A 26,059-nucleotide genomic window follows, 5' to 3' on the forward strand; every position below is an offset into this window, starting at 1 on the left:
GGGGAAAAGGGCTATTTTTTTATAACAGAAGCAAATACAGATGATCTTGCTCAAGATTTACAAGGAGGTAAGTGGTAATGAAAACACAAACTGAAACGCACACACAACCAGTTGAACAGAAACTGAGGACCGGGGCTGACCTTTTCGTCCAGTCACTTGTTGAAGAGAAGGTGGACACAGTATTCGGCTATCCTGGTGGGGCAGTGCTGCCGATCTATGATGCACTATATCGGGCGGATGCTCCGTTTCAGCATATTCTATGCAGGCACGAACAGGGCCTCATCCATGCTGCTGAAGGCTACGCAAGGGTAACAGGCAAACCTGGTGTCGTCATTGCCACTTCAGGACCGGGGGCAACCAACCTGATTACAGGCATCACGGACGCAATGATGGATTCACTGCCGGTCGTCGTATTCACCGGACAGGTGTCAACTGCAGTCATCGGCTCCGATGCTTTCCAGGAAGCGGATGTAATCGGCCTGACAACTCCGATAACGAAGCATAATTATCAGGTGACGGATATCAAGGACCTGCCGCGGATAACCAGAGAAGCGTTCCACATCGCTACGACAGGCCGGCCGGGACCGGTTGTCGTCGATATTCCGAAGAACATCGCCCAGGAGATCACGGACAAGACATTCGATACTTCATTCCATCTTCCGGGATACCAGCCGACGGTCAAGCCGAATCCGCTGCAGATCAGAAGACTCGCCGAAGCGCTTGCGAAAGCGAAGAAACCGGTACTTCTTGCCGGTGCAGGTGTCCATTTTGCAGATGCTTCTGAGGAACTCAAGGCTTTCGCCGAAAAGTTCGAACTGCCGGTCACGACGACACTGCTCGGACTTGGCAGCTTCCCGGGAGGGCACGAACAGGCGCTCGGCATGGCCGGAATGCACGGCTCCTACAGTGCGAACATGGCCATCTATGAAGCCGACCTGCTGATCAACATCGGTGCAAGGTTTGATGACCGGCTGACAGGTGCCATACAGCACTTTGCACCGGAAGCGGCAGTCGCACATATCGATATAGATCCTGCTGAAATCGGCAAGAACATCGAGACGAAGATCCCGGTAGTCGGTGATGCCAAGGAAGCATTGACGGCATTGCTCGATATCGATATCGAATGCACAGACCATTCCAGCTGGAGTGAGGAAACGATGAACAATAAGAAGGAGTACCCATTCTGGTTCGAACGGTCCGATGATCTGATTTCACCCCAATGGCTGATCGAATCGGTCCACCGCGAAACGGACGGGCATGCGATCGTCACAACGGATGTCGGTCAGCACCAGATGTGGGCGGCACAGTTCTACCAGTTCAATTCGCCGCACAAATGGGTGACGTCCGGCGGGCTCGGCACGATGGGCTTCGGCCTTCCGGCGGCAATCGGCGCACAGCTTGGCCGCCCGGAAGAGACGGTGGTAGCCATTGTCGGAGATGGCGGCTTCCAGATGACCATGCAGGAGATGGCGGTCGTCAAGCAGCATAACCTGCCGATCAAGGTCATCATCGTCAACAATGAAGCACTTGGCATGGTGAGGCAGTGGCAGGAGAAGTTTTATGAGGAACGCTACTCCGCTTCACTGATGACCGAGAATCCGGATTTCATCAAACTTGCTGAAGGCTTCGGGGTCAAGGGCATCCGGGTTTCAAAGGAAACCGATGTACCGTCCGTCATCAAGGAGGTCTTCCAGCATGACGGCCCGGTGCTTGTGGATGCCAGAGTGCAGAAGCTCGACAAAGTATTCCCGATGGTCGCTCCGGGCAAGGGAAACCATGAAATGATAGGGGTGAAACAATGCGAAGAATAATTACAGCCACCGTCCAGAACTCGAGTGGCGTGCTGAACAGGATTACCGGCATGCTGTCGAAGCGGGCTTTCAATATAGAAAGCATCACAGTCGGCACAACCGAAATAGAAGGAATATCCAAGATGACCTTCGTAGTGGAAATACCGGATGCAAACAAGATCGAACAGCTCACAAAGCAGCTGAATAAGCAGATCGATGTATTGAAAGTAAATGACATCACCGAAAAGGCCATTGTCCAAAGGGAACTTGCACTGATCAAGGTGGGCAGTACAAGTGCCTCCCGGGCAGAGATCCAAGGAGTCATCGAACCGTTCAGGGCACGCGTCCTGGATGTATCGAGGGACAGCCTGGTGATAGAAGTGACAGGCAAACCGGATAAGATCGAGGCACTCATCGATCTGCTCCATCCGTACGGCATCAAGGACATGACACGGACAGGGGTGACGGCTTTCCCTCGAGGAAAGCAGCCCAGGCAGGTCCAGGAGTTCACACTAAGCGTATAGCATTAAAACAAAAAATAAATTCACACAAATGAGAGGAAGATTATAATGACTAAAGTATTCTATGACAAAGACATCAACAAAGAGGCGCTCCAAGGAAAGAAAATCGCAATCGTCGGCTACGGCTCCCAAGGACATGCACACGCCCAGAACTTGCGTGACAGCGGATACGAGGTCGTAGTCGGACTCAGACCAGGGAAATCCCATGACAAGGCCAAAGAGGATGGTTTCGAAGTGAAGGCAGTTGCTGATGCAGTCGCTGAAGCGGATGTCACAATGGTGCTGCTGCCGGATGAAAATCAGCCGAAGGTATATGAAGAAAGCATCAAGGACAACATGAAACCGAACAGTGCCCTCGCTTTCGCACATGGGTTCAACATCCACTTCAACCAGGTGGTGCCAAGAGAAGATGTCGACGTATTCCTTGTCGCTCCAAAAGGACCTGGCCACCTCGTAAGAAGAACGTATGAAGAGGAAGCCGGCGTGCCAGCACTATACGGCATCTTCCAGGATGTCTCCGGCAAAGCGACCGATGTTGCTATGGCATACGCTGCGGGCATCGGTGCTGCAAGAGCAGGGGTGCTTGAGACTTCATTCCAGGAAGAGACTGAAACGGATCTCTTCGGAGAACAGGCTGTATTATGCGGTGGTCTGACAAGCCTCGTAAAAGCAGGATTCGAAACATTGACGGAAGCCGGATACCAGCCTGAAGTGGCGTACTTCGAGTGTCTGCATGAAATGAAGCTCATCGTCGACCTCATGTATGAAGGCGGCATGGAGAACATGAGATATTCCATCTCCGACACTGCACAGTGGGGTGACTTCGTATCCGGACCACGCGTCGTGAATGATGAAACGAAGGCACGCATGAAAGACGTTCTGACAGAGATCCAGAACGGCAAGTTCGCCAAAGGCTGGATCCTTGAAAACCAGGCGGGACGTCCACAGTTCAATGCAATCAACAATAACGAATACAACCATCCGATTACAAAAGTCGGACAGGACCTGCGTGATCTGATGCCATTCGTCAAGCAGCCTGTCAATGACAAAAAGAAAGAAGGGAAAGTCCATGTCACGAATTAGGATATTTGATACGACCCTTCGGGATGGGGAGCAATCCCCAGGCGTGAATCTGAATAAGATGGAGAAACTTGAAATCGCAAAGCAGCTTGAGCGCCTTGGCGTGGATGTCATGGAGGCCGGCTTTCCAGCCGCCTCCGAAGGTGACTTCCAAGCAGTCAAGCTGATTGCGGATACTATCAGTAATGTTTCAGTAACAGCACTTGCCCGGACGAGAGTAGAGGATATCGATCGTGCCTATGAGGCTTTGAAAAATACACCCCACCCAAGAATCCATATTTTCCTGGCAACGTCCCCGATCCATATGACATACAAGCTGAAGATGACACCGGAACAGGTGATCCAGCAGTCGGTGGACATGGTGAAGTATGCAAAGGAGAAGTTCGAGGAAGTGGAATGGTCCGCAGAAGACGCGACCCGGTCGGAGTGGCCGTTTTTGGCACAGGTGATCGAGCAGGTCATCGATGCAGGGGCGACGGTCGTCAACCTTCCGGATACGGTAGGCTACACGACGCCCGATGAATACGGAAAGATGTTCAAGTATATGAAGGAAAACATTCCGAACATCAATCGCGTCGACCTGTCATGCCACTGCCATAACGACCTTGGGATGGCTGCAGCCAATACGATTGCCGCCATTGAGAATGGCGCGACCCAGGTCGAAGGTACCATCAATGGCATCGGCGAGCGTGCAGGGAATGTGGCACTTGAGGAAGTTGCGATTGCGCTGAAAATACGCAGCGACCGCTACAATTACGAAACAGGCCTGAAGCTCAATGAAATCAAACGCTCCAGTGACCTCGTAGCGAAACTTACCGGCATGTATGTGCAGGCGAACAAGGCGATTGTCGGCCGAAATGCATATGCACACGAATCCGGAATCCATCAGGATGGCGTGCTGAAGAATGCCGAGACATATGAAATCATCACACCAGAGCTTGTGGGCGTGTCATCCAACACACTGTTCATGGGCAAGCACTCTGGCCGTCATGCATTCAAGGACAAGGTCAAGGCCTTCGGTGTGGAAATGACGGATGATGAAGTCAAGTCGGCGTTCAAGAATTTCAAGACGCTCACCGACCATAAGCGGGAAGTGACGGATGACGACATCTATACACTGATCATGGAGGTCAAGACGGATCAGTCCGCCATGAACAAATATACGCTTGAGACATTCCAGGTCAATTATGGAACACAGAATATCACAACTGCCACAGTGGCACTCAACACTCCGGACGGTGAGACTGTCCAGACGGCCGCTACGGGAAATGGCAGTGTCGAAGCACTGTACCGTACCATTTCCGAACTGATCAACTACGACCAGAAACTGCTAGACTATCAGATCAATTCGGTCGGCGGCGGAAAGGATGCACTTGCAGAATCCCATGTACAGCTCTCTGTTGAAGGCGAGACGGTCAATGGACGGGGCACGGCACAGGATGTCATCGAAGCTTCGGCAAATGCATATATCAATGCGGTCAACAGGTACATCCTGAAAACCCAGGCAGAAAAAGAAGAGGTAGTTAATAGATAAAGTGAGATGGAGGGGTTCAAAATGAGAAAGCAAGTGATCCTGTTACCCGGTGACGGGGTTGGTCGGGAGATCATGGAAGGCGCAAAAGCAGTACTGAACGCCATAGCAAGTGAATACAATCATGAATTCATCGTCCATGAACATGCGATAGGCGGCGACGCCATCGACCGATATGACACACCATTGCCGGAGGATACGGTCAAAGCGTGCAAGAACGCGGATGCGATACTCCTCGGAGCTGTAGGCGGTCCGAAATGGGACGGTATGCCTGCTGGCAAAAGGCCTGAAAAAGGGCTGCTCGGCATCCGCAAGTCGCTTGGCCTTTTCGCGAACCTGCGGCCGGTGCAGGGGTTCGGCCCACTTGTCCATGCCTCTCCACTCAAAACCGAGCTTGTCGATGGCTGCGACATCCTCATTGTCCGTGAACTGACCGGAGGCCTTTATTTCGGGAAGCCGAGCGGACGGAGTGCCGATGGTGAAGAAGTCGTCGATACGCTGCGCTATACCCGGAGCGAAATCGAACGGATCGTGGAGAAAGGTTTCGAAGCTGCCCGGATGAGGAGTGGCAAGCTGACATCCGTCGATAAGGCGAATGTCCTTGAATCGAGCCGCATGTGGAGGGAAGTCGTCGATGAAAAGGCGAAGGACTATCCGGATGTGACGGTGGAACACCAGCTCGTCGATTCGGCAGCAATGAAACTGATCACAAACCCGAAGCAGTTCGATGTCATCGTCACTGAAAACCTGTTTGGCGACATTCTCAGTGATGAGGCCTCCGTACTCACCGGTTCGCTCGGAATGCTGCCCTCAGCAAGCCTGCGTACAGATGGTGTCGGCCTCTACGAACCGGTCCATGGATCGGCGCCGGATATTGCCGGGGAAGGCATAGTCAATCCGCTCGGCATGATTCTCTCCACCGCGATGATGCTCAAGTATTCATTCGGAATGGAAGAGGAGGCGGCCGAGATTGAACGGGCCGTCACAGAATGTCTCGAAGATGGGTATCATACACGCGATCTTGACGTAAAAGGCGGCAAGGTCGTCGGGACGGATGAGATGGTCAAACGGATCATTGACAATCTGTCCACGAAAAGTATTTCAAATGCAATCTGCAGCTCTTATATGTAAGGAAAAGGTGTGTCGGATATGGGAAAAGGAAAAACAGTAATTGAAAAAATCTGGGAAACTCACGTTGTCCATAGCCAGGAAGAGAAGCCGGACCTGATCTATATCGATCAGCATCTTGTGCACGAAGTGACTTCTCCCCAGGCATTTGAAGGACTCAGGCTCAAAAACCGCAAAGTGCGGCGTCCGGATCTGACATATGCCACTATGGACCACAATGTTCCGACGAGGAACAGGGAAGTCATCAAGGATGAAATCTCCAAAACTCAGATGGAGACATTGAGGAGGAACTGTGAGGAGTTCGGCATCACACTTGCTGACATGCACCACCCGGACCAGGGCATCGTACACGTCATCGGGCCTCAGCTCGGTCTGACCCAGCCGGGCAAGACGATCGTGTGCGGAGACAGCCATACCTCTACACATGGTGCTTTTGGAGCACTCGCTTTCGGCATCGGCACAAGTGAAGTCGAGCATGTACTGGCGACACAGACATTGATGCAGAGCCGCCCTAAGACGATGAACGTCAAGGTCAACGGCAATCTGCCTGCCGGAGTGACGGCAAAGGATCTTATCCTTGCCATCATCGCAAAATTCGGCGTCAAATTCGGGACCGGCCATGTCATCGAGTATACCGGAGAAGCGATCCGGAACCTGTCGATGGAAGGACGGATGACCGTCTGCAACATGTCGATCGAAGGCGGTGCACGTGCAGGGCTGATCAGCCCCGATGAAACGACCGTAGAATTTTTACGCGGCCGGGAATATGTACCGGAAGGTGAAGCCTTCGACCGTAAGGCAGCCGAGTGGCTCGAACTGGCTTCGGACGAAGATGCCGAATACGATATGACGCTTGAAATCGACGCAGAGGAAGTTGAACCGCAGGTATCATGGGGAACGAACCCGAGCATGGTCGTCCCGATCAGTGGCATGACACCTTCTGTCGATTCAGTCGACAACAAGGATGAAGTCAGCCGGGCCCTCCAGTACATGGGGCTCGAGGAGAACCAGCCGATCACTTCAATCGAAGTCGATCACGTATTCATCGGTTCCTGTACGAATTCAAGGCTCCCCGATCTGGTGAATGCCGCGAACATCGTCAAAGGACACAAGGTGAAGGATGGCGTGCGGGCAATCGTCGTTCCGGGTTCATTCAGCGTCAAACTTCAGGCGGAAGAGCTTGGCATTGATGAAATATTCAAGGATGCCGGTTTCGAATGGCGGGAATCCGGATGCAGCATGTGCCTTGCGATGAATGATGATGTCGTGCCGGCCGGAGGACGTTGCGCCTCCACTTCCAACCGGAACTTCGAGGGACGGCAGGGAAGCGGTGCACGCACCCACCTTGTCAGTCCGGAAATGGCAGCAGTGGCTGCAATAGAAGGCAATTTTACAGACGTCAGAAAATTCCAGGCCGGAGTGCCGAGTTAGGAGGAGAGCAGATGGAAGCGATCAAAGAACATACTGGGAAGGTCTTCCCGCTTGACCGCAGCAATGTGGATACGGACCAGATCATCCCCAAGCAATTTCTGAAGCGTGTGGAACGGACGGGTTTCGGCCAGTTCGTCTTCCACAACTGGCGCTTTGATGACGATGGAAATCCAAAGCCGGATTTCGAACTGGACAGCCCACGCTACAATGATGCATCCATTCTTATCGCCGGAGAAAACTTTGGGTGCGGCTCCTCCAGGGAGCATGCACCCTGGGCGCTGCTCGATTTCGGCTTCAAGGTCATTATTGCACCAAGTTTTGCCGATATATTCTACAACAATGCATTCAAGAACGGCATCATCCTGATCAAGGCGGATGAAGGACAGATTGAAGAATGGATGGAGCAGGCGAAGGATGGTACATTCCACCTGCATGTCGACCTTGAAAACCAGACGATTTCAGATGATGGAAAGCGTGTCCCATTCGATATTCCGTCCTACCATAAGGAGAAGCTCCTGAACGGATGGGACGACATCGCACTGACACTGCTGCTCGACGACAAGATCAGGGAATACGAGGAGAAGCAGGCTGCGAGAGCCTGAATCCTCATCAGAACAGGGATTAATCAAAAACATAGATTACATCCAAATAAATCATTCAAGGAGTGTGACCACATGGGGATTTCCTAACTGGTGGATTAGTCCATGACGCCTGGAAGCGTTTGGATCATATTGTCCATCACACACCGTTACGTACGTCAGCTACATTGGACCAGCGCACAAAGAAAAATGTCTATTTCAAAATGGAGAACCAGCAGAAGACCGGTGCCTTCAAATTCAGGGGAGCAAGCTACAAACTCATGCGTCTGACGCAGGAACAGCTGGCATGCGGGGTAATCACCGCCTCTGCGGGCAATCATGCACAGGGACTGGCTTTGGCAGCCCATAAGCTCGGAGTAAAAGCGACGATCTACATGGCTGAGTCGACACCTGAAGCGAAAGTCCAGGCAACGAGAGGGTATGGCGCCAATGTCGTACTTACAGGAGAAAGTTTCCAGGAGGCCTACGAAGCATCACTTGAACATCAGAAAAAATGCGGTGCAACTTTTGTCCATCCTTTCGACGATTATGACATCATGGCCGGACAGGGAACGATGGCCCTCGAAATGCTGGAGCAGGAAAGCAGGATCGATACGATCATCGTACCGATCGGCGGCGGCGGACTCATCAGTGGCATCGCAGTCGCAGCGAAATCCCTGGATCCGGATATCAAGGTGATCGGTGTACAGGCAGCATCTGCTGCGGCGATGCACACTGCATATCACCAGGGCGTCGTGGAAAAGCTGGACAAGGTCTCCACCATTGCAGAAGGCATAGCCGTAAAGCAGCCGGGCGAAAAGACACTCCCGATCATCCAGCATTATGTCGATGATGTGGTTACAGTGAGCGAAGCAGAAATTGCAAACGCCATGGTCACTATGCTCGAACGTGGCAAGACATTGGTCGAAGGTGCTGGTGCAGCTGCATTGGCGGGATTATTGTCACATAATGATCAGATAGATTCCAGACATTGTGGAGTAATCGTCAGCGGCGGCAATTTCGACATCGGCAAGATTGCCCATGTCCAGTCGCTCGCAAATCAGTTGAAACCCGAAAAGTCCAACAAGACCCTGGTATTGTAATTGGAATCTGCAGTGTTTTTGGGAATGATTGAGTTAAACCCGTCATCTGGAGAGATGACGGGTTGTTTTATGCCGATATACTGTTCTGCTACACTCTAATATAGACGGACGAGCTCCTGGAGGACAGTTTCGAGCTCTTTGATGAAAATGTCGTCACGGGTGAGCACACTGTTTGAAGGCAGGTATTTCTTGCCGACGAGGAACTCGCCCTTTTTGACGTCCCGCAATCTTATGAGCGCTGATTCAAGATCTTCCTCGCTCATCTCCCTGAGTGGTGTCTTCTCCGGCCTCATATGGTTGAGGGAGACGACATAATCCTCGGGTATGGAACGGATCTCTTCGATCTGGTCGAGCCATCTTTCCGCGACTGCGGCCTTCTCGGGAGATTCATAGATGATGCCATACATGCAGAATGCATGGTCGCCAAAAAGGCCGATCTGGAAATGGGGCATCATCTTGTATCCTTTCGGATTGGTGCTGAAGCTCACCCACGTATCGTCCGGTGGATTGACCTTGCGCCTTGCATGCTTGGCAACGTGTGCGAAATGCTCATCGCCGGTGATCTCTGTCAGGTACTCGCTGAAGTATTCCCCGAGGTTCTCGAGCTTCGGCCGGATGGTTGTCTTGAGTGCGTCCATTCTCGGTTCGAGGCCTTCGATATCGAATACTTTAAAATCGTCTTTGGTAAAATGGTACTTGGGCATTTTACTACTCCTTTCAAATCACTACTTCTATGATAGAATAAGTAATGATGTCAATCAATTATTTGGGGTGGATGCAATGGAAATATACGAGTTTGGACAACGTTTGATAAGGGAGGCTGGAGATTTCGTCCGGCTGCGCATGAAAAAGGATTTCCGTATAGATGCAAAATTGAATCCGAATGATCTTGTGACGGACGTGGACCGCGAGACTGAAACATATATATACGACCGTATACTGGAAAAATACCCTGATCACCATATCATCGGTGAGGAAGGGCATGGCACGGATATCGAAGATACCGAAGGGGTTCTCTGGATCGTGGATCCGATTGACGGGACATTGAATTTTGTGCATCAGCTTCAGAACTTTGCAGTTTCAATCGGCGTCTATATAGATGGCAGACCGCATTGCGGAATGATACTCGATGTAATGAATGACCATCTCTATCACGCGAAGGCAGGGGAGGGGGCATTCAAGGATGACATCCGGCTGGCACCGCTCGAGGATACCGACCTTGCCCATTCCCTCGTCAGCCTGAATTCAAATTGGGTGATCAAGGATGAAATCGGACCGGCCTTCACAAAAGTAGTCAAAGAAGCACGCAGTACACGCTCATACGGATCTGCGGCACTCGATTTGGCATTCACCGCAACAGGGATAGTAAGTGCGACACTCTTCTATCGCCTGCACCCATGGGACTATGCTGCGGGAATGATCATCATTTCGGAAGTCGGGGGCAGAACGACGAATCTGCTGGGTGAAGAGATCGATATATTGAAAAAGGATAGCATATTGGCAGGAAACCGGGCGCTGCATGGAGAGCTTGTGGAATATTTCGATTCCGATGAATCGTTCATTGCAGCTCACAGGCGCGCGCATGGTGAAAAATAATAGATTCTCTCTTTATGGTCCAGCTTCTTGAAGTTGGACCGTATTATTTTTTGCAGAGTATACTCCGAAACGGAAATCCGCAGATGGTCGATGATGTCCCGGCGCTTGTAGTTCTCTCCCGGGAACAGTCGGTCGAACTGTGTGAAATAGTCCCTGGCGATGATCTGGACCGCTTCGACCTGCCCACAGACATCGCATTTTCCTATACTGCCTCCGATGGTCTGCCAACCGAAGGCATGGCACCGTCTGCATTTTATGCCCCGGCGGAAGTTTCCGGCATTGATGGAAAGGGGCACCCGCACCTTGAGCATCATGTCGAGGCGGGGCGATGGTTCTTTTTTCTGATTACGGCGGAATGTTCGATGGCTTTCAGATAGTAGGGCAGATTACGTTCTTCAAGAAAAAGGTCCGACCGTTTCCCCTTCAACTGGAACCCATCGTTCATCATGACATACTTTAATATGATGGGACGCTGATATGTGCCGGCATCAATCAGCTGGTCACGGAACATTTCAAATATCTGCCTGCTGCGGTTAAGATCGAGGACTGCTTCGTGGTTGCTGCTGCACAGGATGTTGAACGGATTGATGTAATGCTCGCCTTCAAGATCATGAAGTATGAACAGATAGTAGCAGTAGTCGGTCACGATCAGGACGTTCACTATTTCGGCCTTCCTGTCGACGAGCACCTCGGCGTGCCAGTGGATACGCATGTTTGTCGTCTTTATTTTCATCAGGTGGTGTTCGAACTGCGCTTCCAGTTTCTCCGTCCTCTGCATCGCTTCATATTCGTTTGTTTCATCGTCCGAAAACGGCAGTCTGTTATATAGGAATTCGTAGACTTTCAATCGGTCGGGCTTCTCTCTCATGGCGCATCTCCTTTGGTTTGATGCCTTCATTGTCGAACATCGGAAGCTGCAGGTCAAAGTACCGAAATCGGAAAAATGACATGAAAAAACAGGATAAAACGGAGAATTGGAATATTGTTCCCCATTTATCCTGCTTCGATTGCGCAACTATCTGAAATCTGCAGTCCTATAGCCAGCCGTTTTCCCGATATTTCTTCTTCAGGGTGAAGCCTGTGCCAAATATCGCAATGAATACGAGGACGGAGACGACTGCCATAAGCGGCATCGCTTCAGCGATGAAGACGGAAAATGCGATCATCATCAGGACTGCAAGCACAGCAAGTACACCAAATATGGCTTTAGATCTTTTTGGTTCCATGGGCTACGATCCTTTCGAAAGTCATGTTTGCGCCATTATACCATAAACGGCGCCATATTACACCCGGGCTGTGGAATACATAGTGGAAAAACACACGGGTTTCATGTTATAATAAACAGGTTGTGAAATAGCGATTCTAAAAACGAAGGGAAAGTCTTGATGAATTTAAGAAATGATATCCGTAATATCGCAATCATTGCGCACGTTGACCACGGAAAAACGACATTGGTGGATGAACTGCTCAAGCAATCTGGCATGTTCAGGGAAAATGAGCATGTCGCAGAACGTGCAATGGATTCAAACGATATTGAACGTGAACGCGGGATTACGATCCTCGCAAAAAATACAGCACTTGCCTATAAAGATACAAGAATCAATATCCTGGATACACCAGGACATGCCGACTTCGGTGGTGAAGTCGAGCGTATCATGAAAATGGTGGATGGTGTCATCCTCGTCGTGGATGCCTATGAAGGGACGATGCCGCAGACGCGCTTCGTACTGAAAAAGGCACTGGAACAGGACTTGAAACCACTCGTTGTCGTCAATAAGATTGACAAGGACACTGCCCGTCCGGAATCGGTCATCGACGAAGTGCTGGAGCTCTTCATCGAGCTTGATGCCAATGATGAACAGCTGGAATTCCCGGTTGCCTATGCTTCTGCCATCAATGGTACAGCGAGCCTCGAGATGGATCAGCAGGATGAGAACATGGAGTCGATCTTCGAAATGATCATCGAACATGTCCCGGCACCTGTTGACAACAGCAGTGAGCCACTCCAGTTCCAGGTAGCACTCCTCGACTACAATGACTATGTCGGAAGAATCGGCATCGGCCGTGTCTTCAGGGGTGAGATGAAAGTCGGCGATCAGGTTTCACTGATCAAGATCGACGGTACAGTCAAGAATTTCAGGGTAACCAAAATGTTCGGTTACTTCGGTCTGAACCGCGTCGACATCGACTATGCCAAAGCGGGCGACCTCATCGCACTGAGCGGCATGGAGGACATCAACGTGGGAGAGACGGTCACGCCGGTGGATACGCCGGAAGCCCTGCCGGTCCTCCACATCGATGAACCGACGCTGCAGATGACCTTCTCTGTGAACAATTCACCGTTTGCGGGCAAGGAAGGTAAATATGTCACTGCACGCAAGATTGAAGAGAGACTCGAACAGCAGCTTGAAACGGACGTTTCGTTGAAAGTGGATCCGACGGATCAGCCGGATGCATGGAAAGTCTCAGGCAGGGGCGAACTCCACCTGTCCATACTGATCGAAAACCTGAGACGTGAAGGATTTGAGCTGCAGGTGTCCAAGCCTGAGGTCATCATCAAGGAAGTCGATGGTGTGAAGTGCGAGCCTTTCGAACGTGTCCAGATTGATGTGCCTGAAGAGAATACCGGCAGCGTCATTGAGTCCCTTGGGCAGCGCAAAGGTGAAATGGTCGACATGTCCAATACGGGCAATGGCCAGACACGCATCATCTTCCATGTACCTGCACGCGGCCTGATCGGTTACCGTACCGAGTTCATGTCCATGACAAGGGGATATGGTATACTGAACCATACATTCGAGGACTACAGGCCTGTCATCCGGGAGCGCATCGGCGGCAGACGCAATGGTGTGCTCGTCTCCATCGACAAGGGGGCGGCATCGACCTATTCGATCCTGCAGCTTGAGGGGCGTGGCACGAACTTCATGGAACCGGGGACAGAAGTCTACGAAGGCATGATCGTCGGAGAAAACTCCAGGGACAATGACCTTACAGTCAACATCACCAAGGTGAAGGCGGCAAACAACATCCGTTCTGCAACGAAGGAACAGACCACTACGATGAAAAAACCGCGCTCTTTGACACTTGAAGAGGCGCTTGAATTCATCAATGAGGATGAGCTGGTGGAAGTGACGCCTGAAACCGTCCGTCTCAGAAAGAAGATCCTCGGCAAGAGCGAAAGAGAAAAATCACAGAAGAAAGAAAAGTTTAAACTTGAAGCGGAGTGAGTCTAATTGTTTCTCCCTGATCTGATGAGTGTAAATGTTACGGAACGCCTGACGTTCTTTGGCAGGATATTCGGTCTGGATACCAATCCCCAGGCGGGGATGTGGTATCTGTTCCTGACCATATTCGTCCTTTCCATCATCGTCTATAACCTTGGCTTTGCCCGCAAAATCAAGCTGTGGCAGAACGTGATCATTTACATCGTCATGTTTTTCGGCTGTGTGATGCTGACATTCTTCGGTGCATTTCTGCCAGTGGCGGAAAGCCTGGTCGTCGCAGCCATCTTTCTGGCGCTGTATCGATTCAGACTCCATCAGGAACGCAAGGCTGGAAACATCAAAACTTCCGAAAAATAGAAAATAAGCTGCTCATCCTCCGGATGAGCAGCTTATTTTTGTGCGGGACGACTATTCAAATGCGATGCCGCTGACATGTTCGAGCCGTTCTTCGATTTCCCCGTCGCCGATGACGAGTACGTCAATGAATCCGTCATCATACAGCCGCTTGCCGTCCTGGCTGAAATGCGCATAGAACTTATGCCGCTGGTTGTATGGAAGGATCGTTGTGTTCCCATCATGTGTGAAGGTGATCATGGCGTCTTCGCCACGCTCGGGCTCCGTATATTCAAGGAATGGCTTCAGGCAGATGACGAAAGTGCCATCAAGCAGTTCCTGCTTCTTGAATTTCTTTTCCGACTTCAGTGTAGGCGGCTTTGTCGTGCCCTCTATGATCTGCCTGCTCCACTCCCTGGAGTCGGAAAACTCAATCTGTTCTTCATCGCCGTCGTTGGCCAGTACCTTGTCAAGTTCCTCTTTACGGTCATCGAAGATCCAGGTGGATGGATCGAGTGTGATTTGAAAACGCACGTTACCCATAATCTGTATAATCATATTTATTCTCTCCTTACCCCGTAATTATAACAGACTTATATATGATAAATAAATCCTCTTTGCTGTTTTCATACGCTTGTCTTTGCTTGCTTTTTTACGGTCGGTGATATAAAATTTTATAGAGAGTTTATAGAAAGGGGTTATTTCGTGTCCACATTAGATGAATTGAGTAAACAGGCTTATGAGCAGCTGGAGAAAGATGCAGAAAAGATAGTCCAGCTGATCAAAGTGCAGATGGACAATTTGACGATGCCCCAATGCCCAGTCTATGAAGAAGTATTGGACACACAGATGTTTGGGCTTTCTAAAGAAGTTCATTTTGCTGCCAGGCTTGGCCTGATCGACCCGGAAGATGGGCGTGCGCTTCTGGAGAAACTGGAAAAGGAAGTATCCAAAGTACACGATGCATATATGGAAGATGAAAAATTCGAGTCTAAAGAAATGTGATCTTTAGACTTTTTTTAAATGAGGCGGTTCTTTGTCATTTATAAAAGATTTCTTTAATTACGTAAGGACATATTCGAGATATGTCGATTTCACCATTGTGATTACATATGTACTGCTCAGTCTGATCGGACTTGTCATGATCTACAGTGCCAGCATGGTGATGGCGTCAAGAAGCACGGGCATCACCGGAGGAAATCCGGAACATTTCTACATACGGCAGCTGGTCTCCATATTCCTCGGCTTCACCGTCGTGTTCATCATGGCGTACTTCATGTCGGGTGAATTCCTGAGGAACAAGTACTTCCAGATTGCCGCGACGGGAGGGATCTTCATCCTTCTCGTCTTCACGGCATTCTTCGGCACCGAGGTGAACGGTGAGCGGAACTGGATCCGCCTGGCGGGGTTCAACTTCCAGACTTCCGAGTTCTTCAAGATTGTGACGATCCTTTACCTGTCCTATATATACGACCGCAAAAAGGACCGACTGAAGCAGCTGGAAGGGGGGCATCTCGTACCCCTTGCCTTCATCGGATTCTGTACAATGATCGTCATTTCCAATGACTTTGGCACAGGTCTTGTCATCACAGGCATCATTGCCGGCATATTCATCTATTCCGGCATTTCGATCCGGTTCCTCGCCAAAGTCGGGGGCGCTCTGGCAGTCGCTGCCGGTGCAGTGGGGATCATCATCTACCTGATCAAAGGAAGCATCCTTTCCCCGCACCAGCAGGCCCGTATCGATACGTTCCTGCATCCCTTCAATGACCCGACGGGAACCGGCTACCAGCTGACCAATGCGCTGGTCTCCATTTCCCATGGCGGCGTATTCGGTAACGGCCTTGGCAACGGGGTGATGAAGCTCGGCTATCTGCCGGAGCCGCACACCGATTTCATATTTGCCGTCATCGCCGAAGAACTGGGACTGATCGGTGTGGTCTTCATACTGTGCCTGTACCTCATCATCGTCATCAAGGCACTCAGGTATGCAGCAGTTTCACAGGACATGTTCTATCGGCTGATCTGCATCGGTGTGGCCATATACATCTCCTTCCAGCTCTTCATAAACCTGGGTGGCATTTCGAAACTCATTCCGCTTACAGGGGTGCCATTGCCACTGCTCAGCTATGGCGGCTCGTCATTCCTGAGCATCTCGATTGCTGTCGGTCTGCTGATCATCGCAGCCAAACATGTCAAAAAATCAAAAGCATTGGGCCGTACGTGAACCGGGTATCTCTGATACCCGGTTTTTTCAATGTCCGAGCCCCTCCATTTTGCATCCCTCAGAACATACGGAAATCATTTTCAGATTCCTTCATAAAGTATGAATAAGCATTTTAATTATTAATATTATTGTATATTTTTTGAATATTTATTATAATTGATAATTATAGCAAAGGAGGAACACTATGAATAAGATCAATAAGTTGCTCGTCGCCAACAGGGGAGAAATCGCAATCCGCATTTTCCGGGCGTGTACAGAGCTCGATATTACGACTGTGGCGATCTATAGTAATGAAGACAAAGGTGCTTTACATAGATATAAAGCAGATGAAGCTTACCTTGTCGGCGAAGACCTTTCACCGACGGAAAGCTACTTGAATATAGAAGCGATCATCAAGGTCGCGAAGAACGCAGGAGTGGACGCAATCCATCCAGGTTACGGTTTCCTGAGTGAAAATATGGAATTCGCAAGACGCTGCGAAGAGGAGGGCATCATCTTCATCGGTCCTGAACTGCGCCATCTGGACATGTTCGGAGACAAGGTGAAGGCCCGTGAGACGGCAGTTTCTACAGGTCTGCCCGTCATTCCCGGCACGGATGGGGCGGTCCAGTCATTCGAGGAAGTGGAGGCATTCATTGAAAAGCATGGATTTCCGATCATCATCAAAGCCATTTCCGGCGGTGGCGGCAAGGGCATGCGCATCGTCGATGAGGAGGACGACCTCAGGGACAGCTACGATCGTGCGAAAAGTGAGGCATCCAAATCATTCGGCAACAGTGAGGTGTATCTCGAGAAGTTCATCGACAGGCCTAAGCATATAGAAGTCCAGATCCTCGGAGATACCGAAGGGAACATCCTTCACCTCTATGAGCGTGACTGTTCAGTGCAGAGACGTCATCAGAAAGTGGTTGAGGTTGCACCTTCCGTGGGACTCTCCGATGAACTGCGCCTGGAAATCTGCGAAGCGGCCAAGGACATGGCCCAGCAGGTCGGATATGTCAATGCAGGCACGGTCGAGTTCCTGGTGGCGAATGATGAATTCTTCTTCATCGAAGTCAATCCGCGTGTACAGGTCGAGCACACGATCACCGAGATGGTCACTGGCATCGACATTGTAAAGACGCAGATCCAGATTGCCGACGGCAATACGCTGTTCGGTGAAGTCATCAATCTGCCGCAGCAGGAGAATGTCCCTCTGATGGGCTATGCGGTACAGTGCCGTATCACGACGGAAGATCCTTTGAACGACTTCATGCCGGACACGGGTGAAATCATGGCCTACCGTTCAAGCGGCGGCTTCGGCGTCCGCCTGGATGCCGGAGACGGCTTCCAGGGCGCGGTCATCTCCCCGTACTATGATTCCCTGCTTGTAAAACTGTCGACCCATGGCCTGACATACAAGGATGCGAATGAAAAGATGATCCGGAGCCTGAAGGAGATGCGTATCCGCGGCATCAAGACAAACCTCCAGTTCCTGACCAATGTCATCAGTGACAAGGATTTCCAAAAAGGCGACTATTCGACGAAGTTCATCGATACGACACCTTCCCTGTTCGAATTCGAGAAGCCGAAGGACCGGGGAACGAAGACGCTGGAATACATTTCCACAATTACAGTAAACGGCTTCCCGGGTGTCGAGAAGCGTCAGAAGCCGCATTTCGATCCGCCAAGAATGCCGGACTATGAACCGGTCATCGAAGACGGGACGAAGCAGATACTCGAACGCGAAGGTCCGGAAGGCCTGTCGAAATGGCTGAAGGCACAGGATGATGCACTGATTACAGATACGACGATGCGTGACGCGCACCAGTCCCTTCTGACTACACGTATCCGTACCTATGACATGAAGAAGATTGCACCTTATACGGCCCATGACCTCAAAGATGCCTTCTCGCTTGAGATGTGGGGCGGGGCGACATTCGATGTGGCCTACAACTTCCTGAAGGAGGACCCTTGGAGAAGGCTCGAAGTGCTCCGCAAGGAGATTCCGAACGTGCTCTTCCAGATGCTGCTTCGGGCATCCAACGCGGTCGGCTATAAGAACTATCCGGACAATGTCGTCGAAAAATTTGTCCAGGAGAGTGCTGATGCCGGCATCGACGTATTCAGGATATTCGATTCCCTCAACTGGATGGAAGCGATGAAGCAGCCGATTGAAGCGGTGCTGAAGACGGGCAAGGTGGCAGAAGGTGCGATCTGCTATACGGGGGACATCCTTGACCCGAAACGTTCCGATGTCTATACGATCGAATACTACAAGAAGATGGCGAAAGCACTCGAGGCGGAAGGTGTTCACATCCTGGCGATCAAGGATATGGCCGGTCTCCTGAAACCTCAGGCAGCATATGAACTGATTGGTGAGCTGAAGGCGACGGTGGACATTCCGATCCACCTCCATACGCATGATACAAGCGGAAATGGTGTGCTGATGTACCATAAGGCCATCGAAGCAGGGGTGGACGTCGTGGATACCGCCCTTGGGGCACTGAGCGGCCTGACATCGCAGCCGAGTGCCAACAGCCTCTACTATGCACAGAGTGGGCAGAAGCGCCAGGTGCGTGCCGACATAGACGGCCTGGAGCGCCTCAGCGAGTATTGGGAGGATGTCAGAAAGTACTATGTGGACTTCGAAAGTGACATCAAGAGTCCGAATACTGAAATCTACAAGCATGAAATGCCGGGTGGCCAGTATTCCAATCTGTTCAGCCAGGCGAAGTCCCTCGGTCTTGGAGACCGCTATGGTGAAGTGAAGAAGATGTACCAGAAAGTGAACATGCTGTTCGGCGACATCGTCAAAGTGACACCTTCCTCCAAGGTCGTCGGTGACATGGCCCTGTTCATGGTGCAGAATGACCTCGATGAAGAGAGTGTCATCGAACGCGGCGAGCATCTGGACTTCCCGGATTCCGTTGTGAGCTTCTTCAAGGGAGAAATCGGCAAACCGGTCACAGGATTCAATACAGAATTGCAGAAAGTGGTTCTGAAGGGCAGTGAGCCATTGACCGAGCGTGCTGGAAAAGTGCTCGAGCCGATCGATTTCGATGCACTCAAAGAGGAGATGTCGGTATTCTGCGAACACAAGATCACTGACAAGGATGTGCTGTCCTATGCACTCTATCCAAAAGTGTTCAAGGAATTCATCGCTACGAACAACAAATTCGGCAACGTCGAAGTGCTGGATACACCGACATTCCTTTTCGGCATGAGAAAGAACGAAGTGCTTGAAATCGAGATTGACAAGGGCAAGACCCTGATCGTCAATCTGCTTTCCATCGGACACGTCCATGATGATGGTTTCCGTTGGATGTACTTCGAACTGAACGGCTTCCCTAGGAAAGTCTACATCAATGATGAAAGTGTCGAATCCGCAACAGCAAGATTAAGAAAGGCGGACCCGACAGCAATCGGCGATATCGGCGCGCAGATGCCGGGTACGGTGAGTACTATAAAGTACAAAGCGGGCGACACATTCAAGAAGGGCGAAGTCATCATCATTACCGAAGCCATGAAAATGGAGAACTCGGTCAAGGCGCCATTCGATGGAAAGGTATCCGAAGTATTTGTGGATGCCGGCGACAAGGTCCAATCGATGGATCTCATGATGACCGTGGAAAAGGCATAAAAAATAAACCCACACTTGGTGTGGGTTTATTTATTTGGCTCTCGACAGCAGGAGGATGAAGTAGCACAGCAGCCCGAACAGCAGGGTGATGAACAGTGCATGGAGCAGGGCAATGAAGATGTTGACGAGTGTAAGAACACTCAGCATGCCTGTCAGCGCCTGCAGCAGTACGAGCACGAATGCAATCATCCAGCCATACCTCAGTATCCTGTACTGGCTGTAATTTTTAAGGACATGGATCAGAATGATGAAGATCCAGATTACGATGAGGCCTGCGAGCACCCGGTGGCTCATCTGTACCCACTGGTAGAAGTTCCCTGCCCACAACTGGCCCGGGCCGCAATGCGGCCAGTCCAGGCAGGCCAGTGAGGAGTCTGTATGTCTGACAAGGGCGCCACTGTAGACCACGAGATAGATGTAGATGGTCAGAAATATCGTGTGATACCTCAGATAGGGTCTGATGATGAGCTCCTGTGCTTCAAACTTCTGGTCGACTTCGAATACGAGCAGTGTAAGCAGGAAGACAGCAGCAAAACTGATCAGTGAGATGCCGAAATGCGCAGCGAGTATGAAATCATTCTGTCCCCACATGACGGCCCCTGCACCAATCAGCGCCTGTGCGAGTATGAAGCCGATGCTCATTGCGACAAGAAAGCGCGTTTCCTTCTTATGGGAGAGCAGCTTCAGTGAAAGCCAGCTCACCACGCCGACGAGTATGATGGCCAGACCCGAGACGCCCCGGTGGGCGAGTTCGATTATGGTTTCTATCGGCCACGAACTGGGGATGACTTGTCCATGGCACAGGGGCCATGATTGTCCGCAGCCATCCGCCGAACCTGTCTTGGTTACCAGGGCGCCACCGATCTGTACGAAAATCATCATGAGTGTCGTGATGACGGCCAATATCTTTAAATTTTTATACAATGGTAACACCTCAATAGTTCTTATACTGTATGTAGTCATAGAATACCAATATATATGAAAGGACGGGTCCCGGCAATCATCAATATGCTGGATTACCCTTAACAATTCCTGAATATATGGTAGAATCTAAATGTACAACAAACAACTATTCCCAGTATAAATCACATGGGGATTGAGATTGTGGCACATTAATGAACAATTTTTGAACAATATAAAATGTAACGATTTTATTTCAGAAATGTATAGTAAATGTGTCATTTTTAATTTATTATTATTTGTAAATGTGTTTGTGGTGAAAGGAGGCGTATGGATGCAAAGTGATGTATATGGGAATGATGTGCATCATGACAGTAAGGGAATCACCTTCAAGGCAGTGAAGACACTGGTCAAGGATGGTATCATCAAGTCAAACCTGATTCCGGCTTTTGCCGCAGGTTTTCTTGCTGTAATGTACCACAACCAATCTTTCTTCTCCAATGTTCCACTTCTGCTGATGATGGTTGTGGCAACCGGGCTTGTCATAGGCGGCGTTGCAGCACTGAACAACTACTATGATCGCGATATCGATTCCGTGATGGCGTCGAAACAGGCGAGGCCGAGTGTGGATGGTACTTTCTCCGGGCGGGATATCCTGCTGATCGGCTACAGCTTTCTGATCATCGGAGAGATGCTGCTGTTTTCAATCAACCCGACAGCCGGCACATTGGGACTGATTGCCGCTTTCGGCTATGCAGTGGTCTACTCGATATTCGCGAAACGCCATCTGCTGTCGAATACGATCATCGGTGCAATTCCCGGAGCTATGCCGCCGCTTATCGGCTGGGCCGTGATTGACCCGAATCTTCATATTCTCGCCTGGGCGATGTTCATCGTAATGTTCTTGTGGCAACCACCACACTTCTACGCATTGGCAATCAGGCGGAGTGATGAATACAGCGAGGCAGGAGTGCCTATGCTTCCTTCCGTGAAAGGGAATCACCGCACGAGAATATCAATTGTCTTCTGGGTGGCACTGCTTCTCTTTACCCCGATCATAATGACGGAACTTGGAACATGGTTCGTGATTCTGGCAACAGCATTGAACATACTATGGCTTGTCATTTCTTTCAACAAGTTCCGTCCGGTCGAAGATGATAACCGTCATGCCGGCAAGGTGTTCGTCTTCTCGTTAAATTACATTATTATATTCTTTGTAATGATTATCGTTGCTGGTCTATTAGGGAATTTCTAAAGCTTAAGAATGAAAGAGAGGTCTATTTAAATGAAAAATCGTTGGATGAATGCCAAATGGCTTGGACTCATCACCCTCCTGGCTGTATTTGCTTCAGGCTGTGGCAAGAATCATCTCAGCACTTTGAAGCCAGCTGGTGAAGTTGGACAGGAACAGTTCAATCTGATGCTGCTTTCCATTATCATAATGGTGTTTGTGGTGATAGTTGTCTCCATCATCTTTACTGTAGCAGTAGTCAAAAGTCGCAGAAAGAACTTGGGTGAAGATTTTGAGCCCAAGGACGTTGCCGGAAACCATACATTAGAAATAATCTGGACTGCGATTCCGATTCTTTTACTTATCATCCTCGCCGTACCAACCATCTACCTGACATTCAAACAGGCGGATACCCAGGCGATGGAAAATGAAGAAGGTGGAGTGAACAACGAAGAGACAGTCATCAATGTGACGGCCAACCAATACTGGTGGGAATTCGAATATCCGAATGAAGAAGTCGTCACTTCACAGGAACTCGTCGTTCCTACCGACAAGAAAGTATACTTCAATCTCAAAGGCGCAGATGTGAAACACTCATTCTGGGTGCCTGCAGCCGGCGGCAAGCTGGATACCAACGTCGATGGAATCAACAGTTTCTACCTTGAATTCAATGACGAAGATGCACAGGATTCCAACCGTCTGTTCTATGGTAAATGTGCGGAGCTCTGCGGCCCGTCACACGCACTGATGGACTTCAAGGTCAAAGCATTGCCTGAAGAGGAATATGACCAGTGGCTTGCAGACATGAAGAACATCGAAGAGCCTGTACAGGCATCTGCAGAAGATGCAGCAGAAGGTCAGGAAATCTTCAACAATTCATGTATCGGCTGTCACGCAGTCACTCCAAACGGTGCAGGTGCACAAGGTCCCAACCTCACGAACTTCGGAGACCGTGACCTGATTGCGGGCTATATGGAACATAATGAGGAGAACCTGGTCAACTGGATCAAGGATCCTGAATCCTACAAACCGGATAACAACATGACAGGTCAATACGACCTGACAGACGAGGAAATCGACGCTGTCGCTGCCTACCTGATGGAACTTAAGGTCGAGGAAGGCGCAGGCGATGTAGAAACGTTAAGGGAAAGCGCTGAAGAAGGCGCTGAAGGTTCTGAAGAAGAATCCTCAGAATCTGAAGAAGGAGGTAACTAGTAATGGCATCCACAGCTAAAAAGCAAGGTGTCGGTTCTGTAATCTGGGAATACCTGACTACAGTAGACCATAAGAAAATAGCAATACTGTACTTGATTGCTGGTGGTTTCTTCTTCGTAGTGGGTGGTATTGAAGCGATGCTGATCAGAATCCAGCTCGCTGTACCAAACAATGACTTCCTCTCTGCAGGACTGTTCAACGAAGTAATCACGATGCATGGTACGACGATGATATTCCTGGCAGCCATGCCGCTGCTGTTTGCATTCATGAACGCGACAGTCCCCCTCCAGATCGGGGCGCGTGACGTTGCCTTTCCATTCCTGAATGCACTTGGTGTCTGGCTGTTCATCTTCGGTGGTATCTTCCTGAACCTTTCATGGTTCCTCGGAGGCGCCCCTGATGCAGGCTGGACAAGCTATGCTTCATTATCAATCGCATCCGCCGGACACGGCATCGACTTTTACGCACTCGGTCTTCAGATCACCGGTGCAGGTACATTAATTTCAGGTATCAACTTTGTAACGACAATCATCAACATGAGGGCACCGGGCATGACATACATGAGAATGCCGCTGATGACATGGACGACGCTCGTGGCTTCAGTACTTATCGTATTTGCATTCCCGCCGCTTACAATCGGCATCTTCCTGCTGATGTTCGACCGCATGTTCGGCTCCAGCTTCTTCCTTGTAGAAACTGGAGGGAACACGATCATCTGGGAGCACCTGTTCTGGATCTTCGGTCATCCGGAAGTATACATTCTGATTCTTCCGGCATTCGGTATCTTCTCAGAAATTTTTGCAACGTTCTCCCGTAAACGTCTGTTCGGTTACTCGGCAATGGTGTTTGCGACTGTACTGATTGGATTCTTCGGATTCATGGTATGGGCACACCACATGTTCACAGTAGGTCTTGGACCGACGGCGAACGCAATCTTTGCGGTGGCCACAATGGCAATCGCCGTACCGACGGGTATCAAGATATTCAACTGGGTCGCCACCGTGTGGGGTGGAAGCATCGAGTTCACGACGCCGATGCTCTACGCACTCGCATTCATCCCTTCGTTTACGATGGGTGGGGTGACAGGTGTTATGCAGGCAGCTGCGCCAGCCGACTACCAGTTCCATGATTCATACTTCATCGTTGCGCACTTCCACTATGTCATCGTGGGTGGGGTAGTGTTCGGCCTTCTGGCAGGACTGCACTACTACTGGCCGCTGATGTTCGGTAACATGCTCAGCGAGAAGCTCGGCAAGATCACATTCGTCATCTTCGTCATTGGCTTCCATACGACATTCCTGATCCAGCACTTCCTTGGTCTATGGGGAATGCCAAGACGTGTATTCACGTATATGGACGGGCAGGGATATAACACCGCAAACATTGTTTCGTCCATCGGGGCACTGCTGATGGCCATTGCCGTAATCATCCTTGTCGTAAACATCGTCATGACACTTGCGAAGAACCAGAGAGTGGGCCGTGATCCATGGGGCGACGGACGTACGCTCGAATGGTCTCTGCCACTTCCGGTACCATACTACAACTTCGCCCAGACACCGCTTGTGCGTGGTCTTGATGCATACTGGATCGAGAAGAAGGCAAACAATGGAAAAATGATGCCGGCAGAATCCCTGGAAGATTTCCATATGCCGAACAACTCGTTCATTCCATTCGTCCTGTCTTTCGGCCTGTTCGTGGCAGCCTTCGGTGCGCTGTACTTCGCATCCGGCAAAGAATGGGCAATCGATGCAGTATCCGATCTGCCGCAGCATCCATGGGCGCCATGGGTACTCATCCTTGGACTGGCAATCACATTCGGTTCAATGATCACACGTTCCCTCAAAGATGACCTCGGGTACTATGTAACAAAAGAAGAAGTGTTAAGAGACCTTGAAGAAGAAGAAGAAAGGAGGGCGAAATAATGGCTCACATGGAATATAATGTACCCAGTGAAAGATGGCCAACACATCCGGAAACAGCGACGATGGAAGGAAAAAACAAGTTTGTCGGCTTCTGGATCTTCCTTGCAGGTGAGACTGCGCTCTTCGCCTCTCTCTTTGCAACATATCTTGCTCTGAAGGATTCAGTACCGTCAGATGACCATCTCCTGGCAGCTGACCTTTTCGCCCTGCCGCTTGCATTCGTCATGACGATGTTCCTTTTGACATCGTCCCTTACAAGCGTCTATGCAGTCTATCATATGAGGAACAACAACTTTGCAAAAATGCAGCTCTGGCTGGGTATTACAGTCCTCCTCGGCCTTGGCTTCCTGGCTCTTGAGATATATGAGTTCATCGAGTATGTCCACCTTGGACATACATTCAGGTCGAGCGCATTCGGAAGTGCATTCTACTTCCTGCTTGGTACCCATGGTGCCCACGTCGCAATCGGCCTTGTATGGATAACACTGCTTATCATCCGTAATGCCAAGCGTGGACTATCCGTGTACACTGCTGCGAAAGTAAACACTGCATCTCTGTACTGGCACTTCATCGACGTTGTGTGGGTCTTCATCTTCACAATAGTTTACTTGCTGGGAGTGTTGTAAT

At 50.3% G+C, this 26,059-nt stretch carries 24 protein-coding genes; 18 read left to right on the forward strand and 6 right to left on the reverse strand.

Annotation, left to right across the window (positions count from 1 at the left end; genetic code table 11):
- The first annotated feature begins 77 nt into the window (after positions 1 to 77).
- The 8 genes from ilvB to ilvA all read left to right on the forward strand — a co-directional run bounded on the left by ilvB (position 78) and on the right by ilvA (position 9,162).
- Positions 78 to 1,811: a biosynthetic-type acetolactate synthase large subunit gene (gene ilvB / locus RQP18_RS04540; protein WP_342388976.1), complete on the forward strand. Its 1,734-nt coding sequence runs from the start codon at positions 78 to 80 to the stop codon at positions 1,809 to 1,811.
- Positions 1,799 to 2,314, forward strand: a complete 516-nt coding sequence (gene ilvN, locus RQP18_RS04545; protein ID WP_342388977.1) for an acetolactate synthase small subunit — start codon at positions 1,799 to 1,801, stop codon at positions 2,312 to 2,314. Before ilvB ends, ilvN begins: the two co-directional genes overlap by 13 nt.
- 45 nt (positions 2,315 to 2,359) lie before the next feature.
- Positions 2,360 to 3,394 (forward strand): ketol-acid reductoisomerase, encoded by a 1,035-nt coding sequence (gene ilvC, locus RQP18_RS04550; RefSeq protein WP_342388978.1) that lies wholly within the window; start codon positions 2,360 to 2,362, stop codon positions 3,392 to 3,394.
- The gene (locus tag RQP18_RS04555) at positions 3,381 to 4,925 is read left to right on the forward strand and encodes a 2-isopropylmalate synthase (protein WP_342388979.1); all 1,545 of its coding nucleotides are present in this window, start codon (positions 3,381 to 3,383) and stop codon (positions 4,923 to 4,925) included. The genes ilvC and RQP18_RS04555 overlap by 14 nt, the downstream gene beginning before the upstream one ends.
- 21 nt (positions 4,926 to 4,946) lie before the next feature.
- Positions 4,947 to 6,053 (forward strand): 3-isopropylmalate dehydrogenase, encoded by a 1,107-nt coding sequence (leuB, locus tag RQP18_RS04560; protein WP_342388980.1) that lies wholly within the window; start codon positions 4,947 to 4,949, stop codon positions 6,051 to 6,053.
- An 18-nt stretch (positions 6,054 to 6,071) separates the two neighbouring features.
- Positions 6,072 to 7,481 (forward strand): 3-isopropylmalate dehydratase large subunit, encoded by a 1,410-nt coding sequence (gene leuC / locus RQP18_RS04565; RefSeq protein ID WP_342388981.1) that lies wholly within the window; start codon positions 6,072 to 6,074, stop codon positions 7,479 to 7,481.
- A gap of 11 nt (positions 7,482 to 7,492) precedes the next feature.
- Complete coding sequence (leuD, locus tag RQP18_RS04570) at positions 7,493 to 8,083, forward strand: 3-isopropylmalate dehydratase small subunit (RefSeq protein ID WP_342388982.1); 591 nt, start codon at positions 7,493 to 7,495, stop codon at positions 8,081 to 8,083.
- A gap of 119 nt (positions 8,084 to 8,202) precedes the next feature.
- On the forward strand, positions 8,203 to 9,162 hold the full coding sequence (gene ilvA, locus RQP18_RS04575) for a threonine ammonia-lyase (protein ID WP_373446132.1): 960 nt from the start codon (positions 8,203 to 8,205) through the stop codon (positions 9,160 to 9,162).
- A gap of 95 nt (positions 9,163 to 9,257) precedes the next feature.
- Here the strand turns inward: ilvA and RQP18_RS04580 are convergent, their stop codons facing one another.
- Positions 9,258 to 9,866 (reverse strand): YktB family protein, encoded by a 609-nt coding sequence (locus RQP18_RS04580; RefSeq protein ID WP_342388984.1) that lies wholly within the window; start codon positions 9,864 to 9,866, stop codon positions 9,258 to 9,260.
- A 76-nt stretch (positions 9,867 to 9,942) separates the two neighbouring features.
- Between RQP18_RS04580 and RQP18_RS04585 the strand changes: the two genes are divergently transcribed.
- A complete protein-coding gene (locus tag RQP18_RS04585; protein WP_342388986.1) occupies positions 9,943 to 10,758 on the forward strand; it encodes an inositol monophosphatase family protein in 816 nt (271 codons plus the stop codon).
- On the opposite strand, the gene RQP18_RS04590 is transcribed toward RQP18_RS04585, so the two are convergent.
- From RQP18_RS04590 to RQP18_RS04600, 3 genes are all read right to left on the reverse strand, one after another.
- Positions 10,731 to 11,072, reverse strand: coding sequence for a hypothetical protein (locus RQP18_RS04590; protein WP_373446133.1), 342 nt, complete (start codon positions 11,070 to 11,072; stop codon positions 10,731 to 10,733). The genes RQP18_RS04585 and RQP18_RS04590 overlap by 28 nt on opposite strands.
- Positions 11,069 to 11,626, reverse strand: a complete 558-nt coding sequence (locus RQP18_RS04595) for a hypothetical protein (protein WP_342388988.1) — start codon at positions 11,624 to 11,626, stop codon at positions 11,069 to 11,071. The genes RQP18_RS04590 and RQP18_RS04595 overlap by 4 nt, the downstream gene beginning before the upstream one ends.
- 166 nt (positions 11,627 to 11,792) lie before the next feature.
- Positions 11,793 to 11,984 carry a DUF5325 family protein gene (locus RQP18_RS04600; protein ID WP_342388989.1) on the reverse strand — a complete coding sequence of 64 codons (192 nt, stop codon included), beginning with the start codon at positions 11,982 to 11,984 and terminating at the stop codon, positions 11,793 to 11,795.
- Between the two features lie 156 nt (positions 11,985 to 12,140).
- Between RQP18_RS04600 and typA the strand changes: the two genes are divergently transcribed.
- A complete protein-coding gene (typA, locus tag RQP18_RS04605) occupies positions 12,141 to 13,985 on the forward strand; it encodes a translational GTPase TypA (protein ID WP_342388990.1) in 1,845 nt (614 codons plus the stop codon).
- 24 nt (positions 13,986 to 14,009) lie between these two features.
- Entirely contained in the window at positions 14,010 to 14,339 is a 330-nt protein-coding gene (locus RQP18_RS04610) for a YlaH-like family protein (protein WP_342389367.1), read from the forward strand.
- Positions 14,340 to 14,390: 51 nt separating this feature from the next.
- Here the strand turns inward: RQP18_RS04610 and RQP18_RS04615 are convergent, their stop codons facing one another.
- Positions 14,391 to 14,873: a hypothetical protein gene (locus RQP18_RS04615; protein ID WP_342388991.1), complete on the reverse strand. Its 483-nt coding sequence runs from the start codon at positions 14,871 to 14,873 to the stop codon at positions 14,391 to 14,393.
- 147 nt (positions 14,874 to 15,020) lie between these two features.
- Here RQP18_RS04615 and RQP18_RS04620 point away from each other — a divergent pair, with 147 nt between their 5' ends.
- The 3 genes from RQP18_RS04620 to RQP18_RS04630 all read left to right on the forward strand — a co-directional run bounded on the left by RQP18_RS04620 (position 15,021) and on the right by RQP18_RS04630 (position 20,164).
- Positions 15,021 to 15,320 carry a YlaN family protein gene (locus RQP18_RS04620; RefSeq protein ID WP_031548385.1) on the forward strand — a complete coding sequence of 100 codons (300 nt, stop codon included), beginning with the start codon at positions 15,021 to 15,023 and terminating at the stop codon, positions 15,318 to 15,320.
- Positions 15,321 to 15,351: 31 nt separating this feature from the next.
- Complete coding sequence (locus RQP18_RS04625) at positions 15,352 to 16,542, forward strand: FtsW/RodA/SpoVE family cell cycle protein (RefSeq protein WP_342388992.1); 1,191 nt, start codon at positions 15,352 to 15,354, stop codon at positions 16,540 to 16,542.
- A 184-nt stretch (positions 16,543 to 16,726) separates the two neighbouring features.
- Positions 16,727 to 20,164, forward strand: a complete 3,438-nt coding sequence (locus RQP18_RS04630; RefSeq protein WP_342388993.1) for a pyruvate carboxylase — start codon at positions 16,727 to 16,729, stop codon at positions 20,162 to 20,164.
- 30 nt (positions 20,165 to 20,194) lie between these two features.
- On the opposite strand, the gene RQP18_RS04635 is transcribed toward RQP18_RS04630, so the two are convergent.
- On the reverse strand, positions 20,195 to 21,088 hold the full coding sequence (locus RQP18_RS04635) for a COX15/CtaA family protein (RefSeq protein WP_342388994.1): 894 nt from the start codon (positions 21,086 to 21,088) through the stop codon (positions 20,195 to 20,197).
- Positions 21,089 to 21,398: 310 nt separating this feature from the next.
- On the opposite strand from RQP18_RS04635, the gene cyoE reads away from it, so the two are divergent.
- The 4 genes from cyoE to RQP18_RS04655 are packed head-to-tail and all read left to right on the forward strand — an operon-like array spanning position 21,399 to position 26,058.
- Positions 21,399 to 22,319, forward strand: coding sequence for a heme o synthase (cyoE, locus tag RQP18_RS04640; RefSeq protein ID WP_342388995.1), 921 nt, complete (start codon positions 21,399 to 21,401; stop codon positions 22,317 to 22,319).
- Positions 22,320 to 22,349: 30 nt separating this feature from the next.
- Positions 22,350 to 23,510 carry a cytochrome c oxidase subunit II gene (coxB, locus tag RQP18_RS04645; RefSeq protein WP_342388996.1) on the forward strand — a complete coding sequence of 387 codons (1,161 nt, stop codon included), beginning with the start codon at positions 22,350 to 22,352 and terminating at the stop codon, positions 23,508 to 23,510.
- Between the two features lie 2 nt (positions 23,511 to 23,512).
- The gene (locus RQP18_RS04650) at positions 23,513 to 25,432 is read left to right on the forward strand and encodes a cytochrome c oxidase subunit I (RefSeq protein ID WP_342388997.1); all 1,920 of its coding nucleotides are present in this window, start codon (positions 23,513 to 23,515) and stop codon (positions 25,430 to 25,432) included.
- The gene (locus RQP18_RS04655; protein WP_342388998.1) at positions 25,432 to 26,058 is read left to right on the forward strand and encodes a cytochrome (ubi)quinol oxidase subunit III; all 627 of its coding nucleotides are present in this window, start codon (positions 25,432 to 25,434) and stop codon (positions 26,056 to 26,058) included. Before RQP18_RS04650 ends, RQP18_RS04655 begins: the two co-directional genes overlap by 1 nt.
- The last annotated feature ends 1 nt before the right edge of the window (position 26,059 follow it).

Origin of the sequence: Salinicoccus sp. Bachu38 (assembly GCF_038561955.2) — a bacterium.
In the GTDB taxonomy this organism is placed as follows: domain Bacteria; phylum Bacillota; class Bacilli; order Staphylococcales; family Salinicoccaceae; genus Salinicoccus; species Salinicoccus bachuensis.